This is a genomic window from Dysgonomonas sp. GY75, assembly GCF_015234155.1.
Lineage (GTDB): Bacteria > Bacteroidota > Bacteroidia > Bacteroidales > Dysgonomonadaceae > Dysgonomonas > Dysgonomonas gadei.
The window spans coordinates 65,493-82,005 of the sequence record NZ_JADCLQ010000056.1 but is presented as its reverse complement, the minus strand read 5'-3'; the positions used below and the strand labels follow the sequence as shown (position 1 = coordinate 82,005).

The following is a 16,513-nucleotide window of genomic DNA, read 5'->3' as shown; positions in this document are numbered from 1 at the left end:
ATATATGAACAAAATTATCATACTGGGAGGTGGCGAAAGCGGAGTTGGTTCGGCCATACTTGCGCAAGCAAAAGGATTCGATGTTTTTTTGTCGGATAACGGCCCTTTGCAGGACAAGTATAAAGCGGAACTGGAGCAATACGGTATTCCTTATGAAGAAAAAGGACACACAGAAGAACTAGTACTCGCCGCAACCGAAATTATAAAAAGTCCGGGTATTCCTAATTATGCTCCTCTTGTTCATAAGGCTATAGAAAAAGGTATTTCCATTCTCTCCGAAATGGAATTTGCCAAACGTTACACGACTGCTAAAATGATTTGTATTACAGGCAGTAATGGTAAAACGACCACAACCAGCCTGATATACCATATACTGAAATCGGCGGGGTTGAATGTAGGATTGGGAGGAAATATCGGTAGAAGTTTTGCCCGTCAGGTCGCGGAAGAAAACTATGATTATTATGTATTGGAACTAAGTAGTTTCCAACTCGAAAACATGTATTCTTTCAAAGCTGATATCGCCATCTTACTGAATATCACGCCTGACCATCTGGACAGATACGACCATGATATACAGAAATATATAGATGCTAAGATGCGTATTGTACAGAACCAGACCGAAGCCGATGCATTCATATTCTGGGAGGAAGACCCTATTGTAAGTAAAGAAATTAAGAAACTGGTATCTAAAGGTAAACAATATACATTCGCCGAACACAAAGTTGGCAATGCAATCGCTTACCTGAATGATCATGAAATAGATATTAACACTCCTAATTCCGTCTTTATTATGGAACAGGATTTATTAGCTCTGGAAGGCACGCACAATCTGTACAACTCATTAGCATCGGGTATTGCCGCTAAGTTGCTGGATATAACCGACGACAATCTTCGTCGTTCACTCAGCGACTTTCAGGGGGTAGAGCATCGTCTCGAAAAGGTGGCTAAAGTAAAAGGCATTCAGTTTATCAATGACTCTAAGGCTACCAATGTGAATTCATGCTGGTATGCTTTGCAGAGTATGAAAACAAAAGTAGTTCTGATACTTGGGGGAACGGATAAAGGTAATGATTATACCGAGATAGAACAGCTGGTAAAGGACAAAGCGCGTGCCCTTGTATTTCTGGGTGTGGACAATAGCAAACTGCATAAGTTCTTTGATGGTAAAGTAAAGAACATAGCAGATGTATCATCCATGAAAGAAGCTGTAGAAAAATCTTATGCATTGGCAGAAGAGGGAGATACAGTATTGCTATCACCCTGTTGTGCCAGTTTCGACCTCTTTAAGAATTACGAAGACAGAGGTAATCAATTTAAAGAATATGTCAGAAAATTGTAATTAGATATGGAATTCAATTTTTTAGGAAGGGCGTTTAAAGGAGATAAGGTAATATGGTGCATATTCATAGCATTGTGTATTATCTCTTTGCTTGAGGTGTTTAGTGCTACAAGTACAATCGCCTACCGTCAGCAGAGCCATTGGGCTCCGATACTCCGTCATGCTGCATTCCTGCTGATTGGGTTTGCTGTGGTTATGTTCCTGCAAAGGGTTCCTACCCGCTTCTTCTCTACTCTATTATTGGGACTGCCCATTTCGGCCATACTGCTCATTTTCACCATGTTTATGGGGCAGGATGTGAATGGTGCGCAACGCTGGCTGGGAGTAGGTGCATTTACGATACAACCATCTGAGTTTGCAAAGATATCGGCTATCGGCTTTATAGCCTTCTTTCTGAGTAAAATGAAGCCCGAAAATGAGAGTTGGATTTTTAAAACATTGATTATCGGAATAGCTGCAATCTGTGCATTGATTGCACCTGAAAACTTATCCACAGCATGCCTTCTCTTTGGTGTATCTGTAATGATGTTATGGATTGGACAGGTGAAATTTAAACGGTTGCTGAAAGTCGGTTTAGGTGGTGCGGCTTTAGTCGGACTTGTGTTGCTTTGTATAACTTTATTACCCGATAAAGTTGTTAAGGACTACTTCCCTGATCGTCTTACCACATGGAAAAACCGTATAGAAAGACACTCCGGTGAACAGGAAGGAACCTCTATCCACGATAGAAAAGAAGACGGGACAATTGCCTATAAAATCACAGACGACAATTATCAGGTGTCGCATGCTAAAATAGCGATTGCAAACGGAGGCGTTATCGGGCTTCCCGGTAGTGGTGTAGAGCGGGATTTTCTGCCACAGGCATATTCCGATTTCATTTTTGCAATTGTTCTCGAAGAAATGGGTTTGCTCGGTGGATTATTTGTACTACTTTTATATGTCGCATTAATGATCCGGTGTGGGGTACTTGCATCGAAATGCGAAAAGAAATTTCCCCGCTACCTCATTCTGGGGGCAGGACTTATACTTACGATACAGGCTTTGGCTAATATGGCCGTTGCAGTCAATCTTATACCCGTAACAGGGCAGCCATTACCATTGGTCAGCCGGGGAGGAACTTCTACTATTATTACTTGCGCTTATTTCGGGATTATTTTGGCTTGTTCTTCAAAACTGAACGATTCGGATCATGAAGATGTAGACGAAAGCATTGCCAATGTGGATTTTGAAACTTTTGATGAAGCAAATAGAATATGAAACAGCTAAAAGTAATAATAAGCGGTGGGGGCACAGGAGGACATATATTCCCTGCGATAGCTATTGCCAACACGATAAAAGGGCGTTATCCTGATGCTGAAATCCTCTTTGTAGGAGCTATCGGGCGTATGGAGATGGAGAAAATTCCTGCAGCCGGATATGAAATTATCGGTCTGGAAATATCCGGTCTTAATAGGAAAAATATCTTTAAGAATATATCTACCGTATTGAAATTCCAGAAGAGTTTAATAAAAGCGAAACGGATACTCAAGGATTTTCTGCCCGATGTCGTAATAGGCGTGGGAGGCTATGCGAGTGGTCCCGTGCTATACAAAGCGAATGCATTGAAAATACCTACACTTATTCAGGAACAGAATTCCTATGCCGGGGTTACAAATAAATTCTTGTCAAAGAAGGCTTCTGTAGTATGTGTTGCATATGAAGGGATGGAACGTTTCTTTCCTGAAAGCAAAATAGTAATGACAGGCAATCCATGCCGTCAGGAGTTACTATCTCCTACTATTACCAAGGAGGAAGCAGATAAGGAATTTAATCTCGATCCGGACAAAAAAACAATCCTGCTCATAGGTGGAAGTTTAGGTTCGAGAATGATGAATAAAAGTATTCTGTCGGGAATTGATGATCTGGCAAAGTCTGATGTGCAGTTGCTTTGGCAATGCGGAAAACTCTATTCGTTCGAAATGAATATGGATTTATCCGGTAAAGGCAATCCCGAAAATATACATATCCATGAATTTATATCGCGGATGGATTTGGCCTATAAAGCTGCTGATCTGGTTATTTCCCGTGCGGGGGCAAGCTCCATTTCAGAACTTAGCCTGCTCGGAAAGCCTGTGATATTAGTCCCTTCGCCGAATGTATCGGAAGATCATCAGACAAAGAATGCGATGGCGCTGGTAAACAAAAATGCGGCTATTCTGGTCAGGGATGATGAAGCGATCGAAAAACTTGTACCTGTGGCATTAGACGTAATACAGAATAAAGAAAAACTTAAAATTTTATCAGAGAATATTCTGAAAATGGCACAACCCGATTCTGCCAACCGTATTGTGGATGAGGTTATTAAATTGGTAAAGGAAAATGAATAATATACAATCTATATATTTTATAGGAATAGGCGGTATAGGGATGAGCAATCTAGCCCGTTACTTTATGTCGAAAGGCAAAAAGGTTGCCGGATATGACCGGACCGAAACACCTCTAACAAAAGATCTGGTAACCGAAGGCGCTGAAATCCATTATACTGATGATATAAAGCTTATACCGGATTATTGCAAAGATAAGGAAAGTACACTGGTTGTATATACACCTGCCGTACCGGCTGAGAATGAAGAAGTCAGGTATTTTCACCAGAACGGATTTACTATACAGAAAAGGGCGCAGGTATTAGGCATAATTACAAAATCGAGTAAAGCTCTCTGTTGTGCAGGCACACATGGGAAGACTACAACATCCAGTATGCTGGCACACATTCTTAAACAGTCGCATCTCGATTGTAATGCTTTTCTGGGTGGTATATTGAAAAACTACGGCAGTAACCTGATGCTTTCCGATAAAAGCGAATTCACAGTGGTGGAAGCAGATGAGTACGACCGTTCTTTCCATTGGCTACATCCTTATATGGCACTGATAACTTCTGTCGATCCTGACCATCTGGATATATATGGTACGGAAGAAGAATATCTGAAAAGCTTTGAGAAGTTTACAAGCCTTATCCAGCCCAGAGGAGCATTGGTAATGAAACATAATATAAAGCTTTCGCCAAAAACAGGAAAAGATGTACGGATATATACTTATTCGATGGACAAAGGAGATTTCCATGCACAGAATATAAAAATAGGAAATGGTGAAATTAGTTTCGATTTTGTTACACCGAAGGAAACGATTGATAACATACAGCTCGGTGTACCGGTAAAAATAAATATAGAAAACGGCATTGGCTCCATGGCTCTTGCCTGGCTTAACGGAGTCACCGCGGAAGAATTACGGCATGGCATGGCTACCTTTATGGGAGCAAAGCGCCGCTTCGATTTCTTGCTAAAAACGGATAAGATAGTGATGATAGATGATTATGCGCACCATCCGGAAGAACTGGCCGCAAGCATAACATCTGTCAAGGAACTATACCCGAACCGCAAACTGACTGGTATCTTTCAGCCGCATCTATATACACGGACTCGGGATTTTGCTCCTGAATTTGCGAGAAGCCTGTCTCTATTGGATGAATTAATCCTGCTGGATATTTATCCGGCAAGAGAAAAACCGATAGAGGGTGTGACCTCGAAGATTATTTTCGATAAAGTCACGTGTCCTAAAACATTGTGCAACAAAGAGGAATTATTACCTTTATTGGAAAATAAGGATAATATAGAGGTTCTGCTCACTATGGGAGCAGGAGATATCGACCAGTTACTGAAACCGATAAAAGATATATTGGAGAAGGAATATTTATGAATAAAACATCTTCATATGGCTTTCCTCCTAATCCGATAGAAAAGCAGGGATATACTCTTGAATTTCAGGATGAATTTGAATTGTGTGTTTTAAATACAGATAATTGGATTCCTTGTTATCTACCTCAGTGGAGTTCGAGAGAGAAGTCCCGACCTAATTATCATTTTAGTGATGGTAACCTTGTATTGGAAATAACAGACGACCAGCAACCATGGTGCCCTGAGTTTAATGGTGAGGTAAAGTGCTCATCTTTGCAAACCGGACTATATGCCGGTCCTCTGGGAACAGATAAGGGACAGCATAAGTTTAATGAAAAATGTATTGTAAGGGAAGAGCAAATCAGTCATAAAAAATATTTGCCCCAATACGGTTACTTCGAAATCAGGGCAAAAGTTCCGGATACAGTTTCAAATGTAGCTGCATTTTGGATGATAGGATATGAAGAGCAACCTGAGCAATCGGCAGAAATATGTATTGTTGAGATAAAAGGTTGCAATGTCGAAAAAGAGTCCTCAATTATTGGATATGGGATACATAGATTTAATGATCCGGCTTTGGAAGAAGCTTTTCACGAAGAACGTTTCAATATGGATGTCACACAGTTTCATATTTATGCAGCAGATTGGGGTCCTGAGAAAGTGGATTTTTATATTGACAATAAACTGATCAGGTCGATAAAGCAATCACCTGCATATCCAATGCAGTTCATGTTGAATATATACGAACTTCCTACGGGGAAAGAAAAAATCGGTTCGGATCTGATTTATCCGAAAGAGTTTACAATAGATTACATAAGGGGGTACAGAAAGATACAGTAGTTATGAAAAAAGTATTAGTCATCATTGGGATTTGCCTGCTTGCAGGCTATCTCATTTTCTCGGTTTTCTACTTTCAGGGAAAACCAAAGGATGGCGTGTGTTCCAAGTTTGAGGTCGAGGTAAAGAACGGTACTGATGACGAGCAGTTTGTAGATACAGAAGATATAGCCCAATATATAAAAGAAAAGGGGCTGGATCCGACAGGTAAACAAATAAAAGATATCAACACAAACGCAATAGAAGAGGCTATATTGACAAATCAACTTGTGAAAAAGGCTGATGTATTTGTTACCAATAACGGGGCTATAAAAGCGTCCATAGAAGAACGTAAACCTGTACTGAGAGTTATGTCTGGCACAGGAGAAAATTACTATATTGACAATGAAGGCCGCAAGATGCCTCTGTCGAGACGTTTCACCGCATATCTGCCTATTGCCACTGGAGCAATAAAAGAAGACTTCGCAAAGACCGACTTATACAAATTTGCACTATTTTTGCATAATGATAAGTTCTGGAACGCACAAATTGAGCAAATTGTAGTCCTGCCTAATCAGGATATAAAATTAATACCCCGTGTAGGCGATCACCAGATTATCTTGGGAAACCTATACGGATATAAGGAAAGGTTGGATAAATTGCTAGCTTTTTATGAAAACGGGCTTAACGAAACGGGATGGAACAAGTATTCCGTTATTAATTTGAAATTTGACAAACAAGTTGTCTGTACAAAACGTTAAATGAAGAATAGATATTTTACCGGTTTTATCCAAACCGGTTTATAAAGATAGGAATTATATGGAGCAATCAGGATTTATAGTAGGCATCGACTTAGGTACATCCAAGATAATTGGAGTAGTAGGTCGTAAGAACGAGCAGGGAGTGATTTCCATTCTTGCATCGGAAAGTATTCCTTCCGATTCGTGTGTAAAATACGGTGTAATATACAATATAGACGAAGCGGCAGGTAAGATTAAGAAACTTATCAACTTGCTCGAAAACAAAACAGGTAAGAAAATAGGAAAGGCGTATGTGTCGGTTGCCGGAAAATCACTTCGGGCAATAGAGCATAAGGAAACCAAATTATTGGATGGAACAACGCCTATCACTTTTGCTTTGTTGGACAATCTGGAACAACAGGCGAAACTCAATAAGCCTGAGTTTTTTACTAACTATAGTGTTCTTGCTCCCGAATACTATCTGGACGGAAATTATGAGGAAGACCCGATAGATAAAACAGGTTCCACTCTCGAAGGCCATTACCGTCTGGTTATAGGCCGCCCGAATATAAAGACCAATCTGGCAAAAAGTATAACCGAGAAAGCCCAGATAGAAATTGCAGGCTACATAGTAGGACCTGTTGCTGCCGGAGCGCTGGTACTTGACGAACATGACAGGCAGGCGGGATGCGCCCTTGTGGATTTTGGGGCAAGTACTACAACTCTTTCCATATACAAAGGGGGTTTGTTGCGGTTCATGTCAGTCATACCATTTGGCGGGCGTACTATAACAAAAGATGTACAGGAACTTGGCTTCGTTTTCGAATCTGCAGAGACCTACAAAATCCGCTACGGAAAATTAGGAAAAGAGAAGAATAAGGCTGCCGCAGACGTTTCTCCCGATGTAGATCTAAGAGAACTGAACAAAGTGATACAACTTCGTCAGGATGAAATTATACTGAATGTTATCAATCAGATAAAATTATCGGGGTATTCAGATGAACTGGATGCAGGTATTATCATGATAGGTGGAGCGTCTCAGATGAACGGCCTGGTCGATTACCTTGCCGAAAAATCTCAACTTCCGGTAAAACGTGCAGTAGCAAAACGCGTATACATAAACAATGCAGCTGAATTACTTCAGAATCCTTTATATACACAGGCCTTGAGTCTGTTGCTTTTTGCCAATGAAAATTGTGAGAAGAAAGAAGTTGTGATACCTAAGGTAGAACCTGTAATTGCTCCTACTCCGCCCCCTACCCCTCCTGCTGAAGAGGAAGAAGAACCGGAGGAAGATACAAAGAAAAACAAAAAGCACAAGAAACAAAAAGACGGCAAACAAACAACTTTGTTTGGCTTTTTTGAAAAAATACAGAACTTCGGAGGAACAATGTTCAACGACGAAGAGTAAATGCAGTAATAAGTAAAATAAATATAAGCTATCAGCTAAAAGTCAACAGCTAAAAATAAACAACCTCTAAAATATGGATGAAAAAATACTTGATTTCCAGTTTCCAAAGAAAACCCAGACTATAATAAAAGTAATTGGTGTAGGAGGTGGCGGTGGTAACGCCGTGAATCATATGTACAACGAAGGAATACACGATGTGTCGTTTGCATTGTGTAACACAGATAATCAAGCTCTTTGCGAATCACCTGTGGAAACCCGTGTCCAGTTGGGACGGAAAACAACGGAAGGCCTTGGAGCGGGTAACCGTCCGGAAGTAGCCAAAGCTGCGGCGGAAGAAAGTCGCGACGATTTGGAAAGACTGCTTAACGACGGTACCAGAATGGCCTTTATCACGGCCGGAATGGGAGGTGGTACAGGTACGGGAGCAGCACCTGTAGTGGCGCGTATTGCGAAAGATATGGGAATCCTTACAGTAGGGATTGTGACTATTCCGTTTGTTTTCGAAGGCCGTAAAAAGATAATACAGGCTTTGCGCGGAGTCGAAGATATAGCGAAGAATGTAGACGCATTGCTGGTTATCAACAATGAGCGTCTGATAGATATTTATGCCGACCTTACTATTCCGAATGCCTTTGCAAAAGCGGATGATACATTGACTATCGCGGCAAAAGGAATCGCGGAAATAATCACGGTACATGGCCATATCAATCTTGACTTTGCCGATGTGAAAACAATCCTCAAAGACGGCGGGGTGGCCATTATGAGTAGCGGATACGGTGAAGGAGAAAGCCGTGTGGAAGATGCGATTGTAAATGCGCTTCACTCTCCGTTGTTGAATAACAATGATGTGTTCGATGCTAAGAAAATATTATTTAATATATATTCAAGCGATGAAAATCCTCTCATTGTTGAAGAAATGGAAGCTGTAGCTAATTTTATGAAACGCTTCGGCCCAGAAATCGAAGTTATCTGGGGTACAGCTACTGATAAGAAACTGGGAGAAAAAGTGAAGATAACTCTTCTTGCCACAGGATTTGGTATGTCCAGTATTCCGGGTATAGATGAGCATTACCGCGAAATGACAGAAGAGGAGGAAATACTCGAAGAAGAACGCATCAGGACAGAGGAAGAAGAAAAACGCCGTATCAACGAGATGATAGAAAAGCACTACGGTAAAGACGGGGTGCAGACAATGGCGGTGAGAACATCTTTCTTCACCCCCAAGCCTATTATCTTATCTACAGAAGAACTGGATAATGACCGTATTGTGGATGCGCTGGAAAATACTCCGGTATTTAAACGTGACGATAAATTTAATCCGGGAGAATATAAGCCCGAAGCAAAGAAACCGGGGGAACTATTCTGATTCGATAGTGTTACATTTGACTCTTTCTGTTACTTAATAAAACAATATAATAAAAAACATATAACCATGAACTTATTCGATCAAGTTAGTGAAGGAATAAAAGATGCAATGCGTGCGAAAGATAAAGTAAGACTGGAAGCACTGCGTGGAATTAAAAAAGAATTCATAGAGGCAAAAACTGCAAAAGGGGCTAATGACGAGCTTTCCGACGAGGCGGCTATCCAAATACTTCAAAAGATGGCAAAGCAACGCCGCGACAGTGCTGCTATTTATACAACTCAGAATCGCGCAGATCTTGCTGAAAACGAATTGGCAGAATTGGCTGTGATAGAAGCTTTTCTTCCGAAACAACTATCGCAAGACGAATTGGATGCTAAAATCGGTGAAATCATCGCTCAGGTTGGGGCAACTTCACCTGCCGATATGGGCAAAGTAATGGGTGTGGCTACAAAGGCGTTAGCCGGAGTTGCAGCAGGTAAAGCCATTTCGGAGACGGTGAAGAAGCTATTGAGCAAATAAAATAGACGAAGATAATCTATATAATTTAAGAGCAGGGTGTAATAAACATTCTGCTTTTTCGTTTTATATAATACTTAGCCTAATCTAAAAATGTATTGACTATGAAATTGAAATTATACCTGCTCATTTCTATAGTATTCATATTGAACATAGCAATGAAATGCGACGAAAAAGATGCAGAGGAAACTATACCGCCCAAACTGATCGGCATAGAAATTTATAATGTAAATAATGAGGGTAAAAATCCAATAGTATCAGATGAGCCGATAAAGAAAGAGGCTTATATAATCGCTATCAGCTATCTGGAAGAAGATGAGTACACTCACGCGGATTATTATTACAATATAACAGGCAGTATCAAATCGGAACGGATATACTGCAATGTCGATATAGGTACAGAATATCCTGCCGGAAGCGAAATTTCCAAACTATTTTCCAAAATAATTTTTGGTCCGAAACCATATAGCCATGCTTTTGTTTTGAGGAAATCAATTCCTGCCGATACATACATCTTCAAGGTTGTGGTGACCGATAATGAAGATAAGATTTTTGAAGCCAGTACCAATCCGATAGAATTATATTGATAATGAAGAGAATGCTATTTTTTATCGTGCCCCTGATTATGTTCTCGGGTAGCCATGCACAGGAAAAGAAATTTTGGTTGGATTTTGAAGTGGAACAAATTTTCGGCTTAAATCAGTGGTTCGATAATCCGGATATTAATAAAGGATTAAGGAAAAACAGGTCGACAGATTTGAAAAGCAGAATAAATTTTCTCATATCCCGAAATATAGGGGTTTATTCCGATCTTTCGGTCTCGTTGTATTCTTACAATAAGAATCATAAGAGCGCTAATTACCTCAATGAGTTTGATCTTAATTCTTATTATCTCAGTAGTGATCATTTTAGCGAAAATGACGGTAATCCCGGTGCCAAACTGACTATTGGTGCATTCTACAAATTCAGGTTCAAAAAATTTGACCTTGTTCCTCATCTGGGTTTTGGCTTGGAGGATATGTATGTTCCATCAGCAAGCTACACGGTGAAAGAACATGATACAAATACAAAGTATAATGTAAGATATATATGGCATCCTGATGATGATAATTTTGTATCCGACAAGAATATAATAACAGCACTTCAACTTACATCCTCTTATAAATTAACCAATACAACCAGTCTTACACTGGGGATAAACTACCGTCTTCGATTGACTAAACCCAAATTCAAAGCAGTAACTACAGACTACTATGATGGCTCAGTCGTGGACGAAATAGAAATAAAAGGGAAGAATATGCATTCTTTAGGCGTCAGTCTGGGCATGTCTTTTGGATGGGGGAAATAGAAATGCTCTTTATTACCGGAACATTTTCTCTATCACATCATCTTCGAGTAATGAGATGATTGTCTTACCATCGGGAGTATGCTTATGCGCAGGGGATGCAAACAGTTGGTCTACAATTTTATTCATCTCCTCGTCGGATAATTTATGCCCATAAGGGATAGATGCCGCATTGGCCATCGACAAGGCAAGGGATTCCTGTATTTCTTCTTTTACATCGCTTCCGCTGTCTACACTCCGGCTTATCATATTATGTACAAGCTGCACAGGATCTACGTTCGTGATTTCGGAAGGTGTTCCGTTTATTGCATAGGCATTGTTGCCAAGATGGCTCAAATCGAATCCTACAGCTTCCAGATCATCCATCAGATAAGGGATCATCGCCGCTTCGGAAGGCGACAACTCTATTATATCGGGAAATAAAGCTCGCTGCGAGATACCTCTCTTTTGACGAATCTGAGCGATAAACTGGTCAAACAGGATACGTACATGTGCCCGGTGCTGGTCTATGAGCATCAGTCCCGATTTTACAGATGTAAGTATGTATTTATTCTTATATTGGTAATGGACTACCATCTCGGTGCTTACAGAAGAGGTATTCATCCCCGGATCGGACGAATGGCCGAATATATTCACATCCGTATCCGGCTCTATATCTAAGTTCGAACTACCCTTATCTTTTTCAAATCCTTCATAGAATTTTTCCCAGTCTACATTCTGACGCTGATAACCTGAGTTTGAGACCGGACTTTTGAAAGGGTTGTATGATGGGTTTATATTCACACGTGGCTGGCTTACATTCTTCGACGGGTCGTGAATAGGTATGTCTATTGCATCCGTTGTATCAAAGTCGATAGTAGGCACCTCATTGAACTTACCTAATGCTTCTTTTACCGCTGCCGATAGTATCTGCCATATAGGCTGTTCGTTTTCGAACTTTATTTCGGTCTTTGTAGGATGTATATTCACATCGATAGTGTCCGGCTCAACATCGAAATAAATGAAATAATTCGGATTTTCGCCCGATGGGATTAACGGTTCGAAAGCGGCTGTCACGGCCTTGTTGAAATACGGATGGCGCATATATCGCCCATTCACAAAGAAATACTGCAAGGCTCTTGTTTTGCGGGCCGATTCGGGTTTACCCACAAATCCTTTTATCTTTACCAGAGAAGTATCTATATCGATGGATATCAGTTGCTGGTTGAAATTCTTTCCTACCACATTTACAACTCGCTGACGCAGATTGCATGCAGGATACCGGAGAACTTCAATATCGTTGTCGGTGAAAGAAAATTCTATTCCGGGATTAACCAATACTATCCGTTCCAGCTCGGTAAGTATATTCCTCCGTTCGGTATCATTCGATTTAAGGAACTTACGGCGGGCAGGTACATTGAAAAAGATATTCTTTACCGAAAAATTACTCCCTTTGGGACAGGCGATGCATTCCTGAGTTTCAACTTTCGAACCTGAAATCTGGAGTAAAGTGCCCAGTTCGTCCTCTTCCCTGCGGGTCTTTACTTCTACCTGCGCAATAGCGGCAATAGAAGGCAATGCCTCTCCGCGGAATCCCATTGTATGCAAGGCAAAAAGATCATCAGCCGACCTTATTTTCGAAGTTGCGTGACGTTCAAAAGCCATGCGCACATCGGTGGCGGACATGCCTTTACCGTTGTCGATGACCTGAACTAATGTACGTCCGGCATCCTTGATGATAAGTTGTATAGTGTCGGCCCCTGCATCAATAGCATTTTCGACCAGTTCTTTTACTACGGATGAAGGTCGTTGAATGACCTCTCCCGCGGCAATCTGATTGGCTATGGAATCGGGTAAAAGATGTATTATATCGCTCATATCCTGTATGTCAGTCAACAGTCAACAGTCAACAGTTAGCAGTCAACAATTAACTACTTATTATAATTCGTAATTTATAACTTATAATGGTCTTTATTCTTCTCTGTCAAAGACTGCCGGACGTTTAGGGCGTACATCCCCGGCTTTTTTCGGCGCTTTCCTGAATATATCGTCTTTATCCAGAGGTCTTATATAATCGTACCAGTAAAAGTCTTTCAGCCTTAATTGTTCAGGAGTTATCAAATGGAAAGGGGTTGTTTTTCCTACAGGCTTAGGCCACACGACTAACTTTTCGAACTGGCCGTCATTCATAAAAATCTGCAGATAACTACCTTCCAGCCAATTGAGGACACCGTTTAGTGTACCGTCCCGTTCTTCCGGATAGGCGATTGTTTCTACATTTCCTTCGGCCAAGACTCGTTTTACCTTCTTATTTTCGAAAAAAATCTTCATCGAACGGCTTTTCAGCTGATTGAAGTGTATAGAATCTTTTTCTTCGATAGAGAAACTATACTGCTTTACATGCATCCGATCTATAGTACTGTCATTCATAAAGATATCTATCGTATCACCCGACAGCTGCCTGTTGGTATTCCACAATATAGGGTCGCGATACATATGGATAATAGAATCCTTGGAGTTGAATTGCAGGGAATCACATACACCTTGCATATCGGAACGATAAAACCTTACCCCATAATAGGCCTTTATCATACGGAACTCCTTTCTTGTGGTATCCACAGCATGTAATGCAGAGGTTGTATAAAGCGGCATTGTGTCTGCCGGAAGTCCCATGTCTACCCGTGCCGAATCGTTTTGGAATCGGTCGATGATATGCAAAGAATCCCTGGCCAGAGAGTCCAGAATCAGAGGTTCGGTCTTTATCAGAGAATCTGCCGTTACTGGTTTGATTTTAGGAATATGGGTACTGTCTATAATAGTCAGTAATTTTAGCGTGTCGGCATGTATATACAGGCTGTCTCCTTGCGAATATTCGATACAATAAGCGGAATCGGTAGCTAATGCCGAATTGTTTAGTTCATTATAATAACCGTAATTACCGATAAGAATTATTTTCTTTACAGTATCCTGTAAAAACATATTACCGAATACTTCGCCATAGCCCAGTGTCTTATAATAATAGATAGAATCACCTCTCAGATAGCGGTTTCCTTCTTTATTCATTACTGTCGACTGATCGAGAAGGAGTGATTTCTCGGTCTCAGTATTGTACCATCCGTTGCTCGTATAGATAACTCCGCTGTCGGATACTATTTCGGTCGGAGTAGTGAAGATAGCTATCTTTTCGTTCGTATTATATTTCAACTTATCCGAATAAAGCGTGAAATTCGGATTCTTCAAGATTACGCTATCCTTAAATGTGGCAATGCGGATATTGGGTTCATATTGTCCCCAGAAAGAAGTCAATTCGTTGAGTGAATCTACAAGCATACCGCCGTCGAAATAATAACCGAGATTCAGAGTCCGGTCATAATTAAGACTGTCGGTAAACAATGTTATCGGGTTTCTTTTGCTTTTAGGGGAATGTTCCAGATTAACATTCTCGCGAACCTTTACCAACTTCGTATTCCCGTCATAATGCATATATCTTCCGTTCAGGAACAGGGTATCTCCTTGTTCCATACGGACATTACTGAAAGCTTCGAAAGAATTCTGCTTCTCATCCCAATAAGCACTGTCGCAGTAGAGATAAGCTCCGTCGTGCAAGAATATAACACTGTCTTTTAATATTTGCGGCTCAAAATCAGGCCGTCTTATCAGTCTTTTCGAATTGACCAACTCAATTACTTTTACTCCACCTTTGCTTGCGGACTGCGACTTCACAGGGTCCTGTGGTTTTTTGGGAACCTGTGTAATATCCGGTTTCACCTGTGGCGACAGCATCGACTGGGCCGAAGCATAAAGAGCAATGAGGCACAGAACACTCACCAGAGGTATTCTATGCCTTTGTATCGCATATTTTATAAGTTTATTGAACACGTTTTATTTAATATAGGTTTATTTAACCTTATTAGTAGTATCGTCTTTGAGCCATCCTGAATATTGGAAATCGCAATTCCGCCAGTTTTCATCTATGAAAACGTATGTACCCTTGATTTTAGTTTGGAGCCATTTACGAAGTATATCCTCTTGTTTATGCGCTTCTACTATTTCTTTCAGGGCCTGATAGTCATCGGATACATTAGCTACATGCCCTTCGGTACGGCTTCTGAGTTTTACGATGGCTACTACTTCTTTCCCGTTATCTGTCTTCATTCTGAACGGATCCGATACTTCTCCTACTTTCAACTTATCCACAGCGATAGCTACAGCCGGAGGAAGTTCTTCTTTCAGGAAGCGTGGTGTGCCATAGTTTGCACTTTCCTTACGGTTAACCATTAATCCGTTATTCTTTCGGGTGTCTTTGTCGAATGATAGCACCGTTGCATCTTCGAATGTAAATTTGTTTTGTTTTATATCCTTGGTGATGGAATCCATTTTGGCAATTGCTTTTTCGAATTCAGCTTCCGGCACTTTCGGACGAAGCAGAATATGACGCACGTTTATCAGGTCACCTCTGCGTTCGATCAACTGGATAATATGGAATCCATATTCGGTCTCTACTATATTGGATACTTTTTTAGGATCGTTCAGCGAAAAAGCCATATTGGAGAATTCCGTAACCCAACTGGCACGTCCGCTGAATCCGGTTTCTCCTCCGTTCTGGGCAGAACCATCTTCGGAGTACATAATAGCCAGTGTGGAGAAGCTTTCCCCTGCATTTACCCTGTTGGTAAAATCTCTAAGGCGTTCTTTTACTTTATCTATTTCAGCCAGAGGAACTATCGGTTCATTTGTGATTATCTGTACTTCTACGGTAGTGGGTATATATGGTAAGCTATCCTGTGGCAATTGGGCATAGTACCTTCTTACCTCCGACGGAGTCAGGCTACTCTTTTTTCCTACCAGTTTTTTCTTGACTTCCGATACCAGATAGCCGTTGCGGATTTCTTCTCTCCATTCTTCGCGCAACTGGCTCATCGAAGCCTGAAGATATTCTTCTACTTTTTCTTTGGAACCCAGATTAGCAATAACCATGTTTTCCTGACGGGTTACTCCTCTGGACACCTCTGCTGTAGGCACATCTATACTGTCTATCTTGGCCTGGTCGAGAAACAGTTTTTGTACAGCCAGCTGTTCGGGTATCAGGCAATATGGGTCACCTTCGATACGTTCGCCCCTCGACAGCATCATCTGCCGGGCTTTTTCTACATCCGACTTTAGTATAGCTTCGTCTCCTACTACCCAGATTATCTGGTCGATGATATTGTCCTGAGCCTTACACAAAAGCCCCGAACTTAATAGTATTGCTAATAAAATAAATTTTCCGGCCTGTTTTACCATTTGTATGT

The 16,513-nt window shown here is 40.9% G+C and carries 14 protein-coding genes; 11 read left to right on the top strand and 3 right to left on the bottom strand.

Annotation, left to right across the window (positions count from 1 at the left end):
• The first annotated feature begins 4 nt into the window (after positions 1 to 4).
• The 11 genes from murD (at position 5) to IR083_RS21565 (ending at position 11,246) form a co-directional block, all read left to right on the top strand.
• Positions 5 to 1,339, top strand: coding sequence for a UDP-N-acetylmuramoyl-L-alanine--D-glutamate ligase (gene murD / locus IR083_RS21615; RefSeq protein WP_194225882.1), 1,335 nt, complete (start codon positions 5 to 7; stop codon positions 1,337 to 1,339).
• 6 nt (positions 1,340 to 1,345) lie between these two features.
• Positions 1,346 to 2,596: an FtsW/RodA/SpoVE family cell cycle protein gene (locus IR083_RS21610; RefSeq protein WP_194225881.1), complete on the top strand. Its 1,251-nt coding sequence runs from the start codon at positions 1,346 to 1,348 to the stop codon at positions 2,594 to 2,596.
• Positions 2,593 to 3,705 carry an undecaprenyldiphospho-muramoylpentapeptide beta-N-acetylglucosaminyltransferase gene (gene murG / locus IR083_RS21605; RefSeq protein ID WP_194225880.1) on the top strand — a complete coding sequence of 371 codons (1,113 nt, stop codon included), beginning with the start codon at positions 2,593 to 2,595 and terminating at the stop codon, positions 3,703 to 3,705. Before IR083_RS21610 ends, murG begins: the two co-directional genes overlap by 4 nt.
• The gene (murC, locus tag IR083_RS21600; protein ID WP_194225879.1) at positions 3,698 to 5,071 is read left to right on the top strand and encodes a UDP-N-acetylmuramate--L-alanine ligase; all 1,374 of its coding nucleotides are present in this window, start codon (positions 3,698 to 3,700) and stop codon (positions 5,069 to 5,071) included. The genes murG and murC overlap by 8 nt, the downstream gene beginning before the upstream one ends.
• Positions 5,068 to 5,889 (top strand): glycoside hydrolase family 16 protein, encoded by an 822-nt coding sequence (locus tag IR083_RS21595; RefSeq protein WP_194225878.1) that lies wholly within the window; start codon positions 5,068 to 5,070, stop codon positions 5,887 to 5,889. Before murC ends, IR083_RS21595 begins: the two co-directional genes overlap by 4 nt.
• Before the next feature lie 2 nt (positions 5,890 to 5,891).
• A complete protein-coding gene (locus IR083_RS21590; protein ID WP_194225877.1) occupies positions 5,892 to 6,626 on the top strand; it encodes a cell division protein FtsQ/DivIB in 735 nt (244 codons plus the stop codon).
• 58 nt (positions 6,627 to 6,684) lie between these two features.
• On the top strand, positions 6,685 to 8,016 hold the full coding sequence (ftsA, locus tag IR083_RS21585) for a cell division protein FtsA (RefSeq protein WP_194225876.1): 1,332 nt from the start codon (positions 6,685 to 6,687) through the stop codon (positions 8,014 to 8,016).
• 73 nt (positions 8,017 to 8,089) lie between these two features.
• Entirely contained in the window at positions 8,090 to 9,382 is a 1,293-nt protein-coding gene (gene ftsZ, locus IR083_RS21580; protein ID WP_006799039.1) for a cell division protein FtsZ, read from the top strand.
• A 66-nt stretch (positions 9,383 to 9,448) separates the two neighbouring features.
• Complete coding sequence (locus IR083_RS21575; RefSeq protein ID WP_006799038.1) at positions 9,449 to 9,901, top strand: GatB/YqeY domain-containing protein; 453 nt, start codon at positions 9,449 to 9,451, stop codon at positions 9,899 to 9,901.
• A 101-nt stretch (positions 9,902 to 10,002) separates the two neighbouring features.
• Complete coding sequence (locus tag IR083_RS21570) at positions 10,003 to 10,485, top strand: hypothetical protein (RefSeq protein WP_006799037.1); 483 nt, start codon at positions 10,003 to 10,005, stop codon at positions 10,483 to 10,485.
• A 2-nt stretch (positions 10,486 to 10,487) separates the two neighbouring features.
• Positions 10,488 to 11,246 (top strand): hypothetical protein, encoded by a 759-nt coding sequence (locus IR083_RS21565; protein WP_194225875.1) that lies wholly within the window; start codon positions 10,488 to 10,490, stop codon positions 11,244 to 11,246.
• Positions 11,247 to 11,258: 12 nt separating this feature from the next.
• Here IR083_RS21565 and mutL read toward each other — a convergent pair whose 3' ends face one another.
• The 3 genes from mutL to IR083_RS21550 all read right to left on the bottom strand — a co-directional run bounded on the left by mutL (position 11,259) and on the right by IR083_RS21550 (position 16,505).
• Positions 11,259 to 13,100, bottom strand: a complete 1,842-nt coding sequence (gene mutL / locus IR083_RS21560) for a DNA mismatch repair endonuclease MutL (RefSeq protein ID WP_194225874.1) — start codon at positions 13,098 to 13,100, stop codon at positions 11,259 to 11,261.
• A gap of 93 nt (positions 13,101 to 13,193) precedes the next feature.
• Positions 13,194 to 15,005: an OstA-like protein gene (locus IR083_RS21555; RefSeq protein WP_199343261.1), complete on the bottom strand. Its 1,812-nt coding sequence runs from the start codon at positions 15,003 to 15,005 to the stop codon at positions 13,194 to 13,196.
• A 114-nt stretch (positions 15,006 to 15,119) separates the two neighbouring features.
• The gene (locus IR083_RS21550) at positions 15,120 to 16,505 is read right to left on the bottom strand and encodes a peptidylprolyl isomerase (protein WP_194225873.1); all 1,386 of its coding nucleotides are present in this window, start codon (positions 16,503 to 16,505) and stop codon (positions 15,120 to 15,122) included.
• Positions 16,506 to 16,513: the final 8 nt, after the last annotated feature.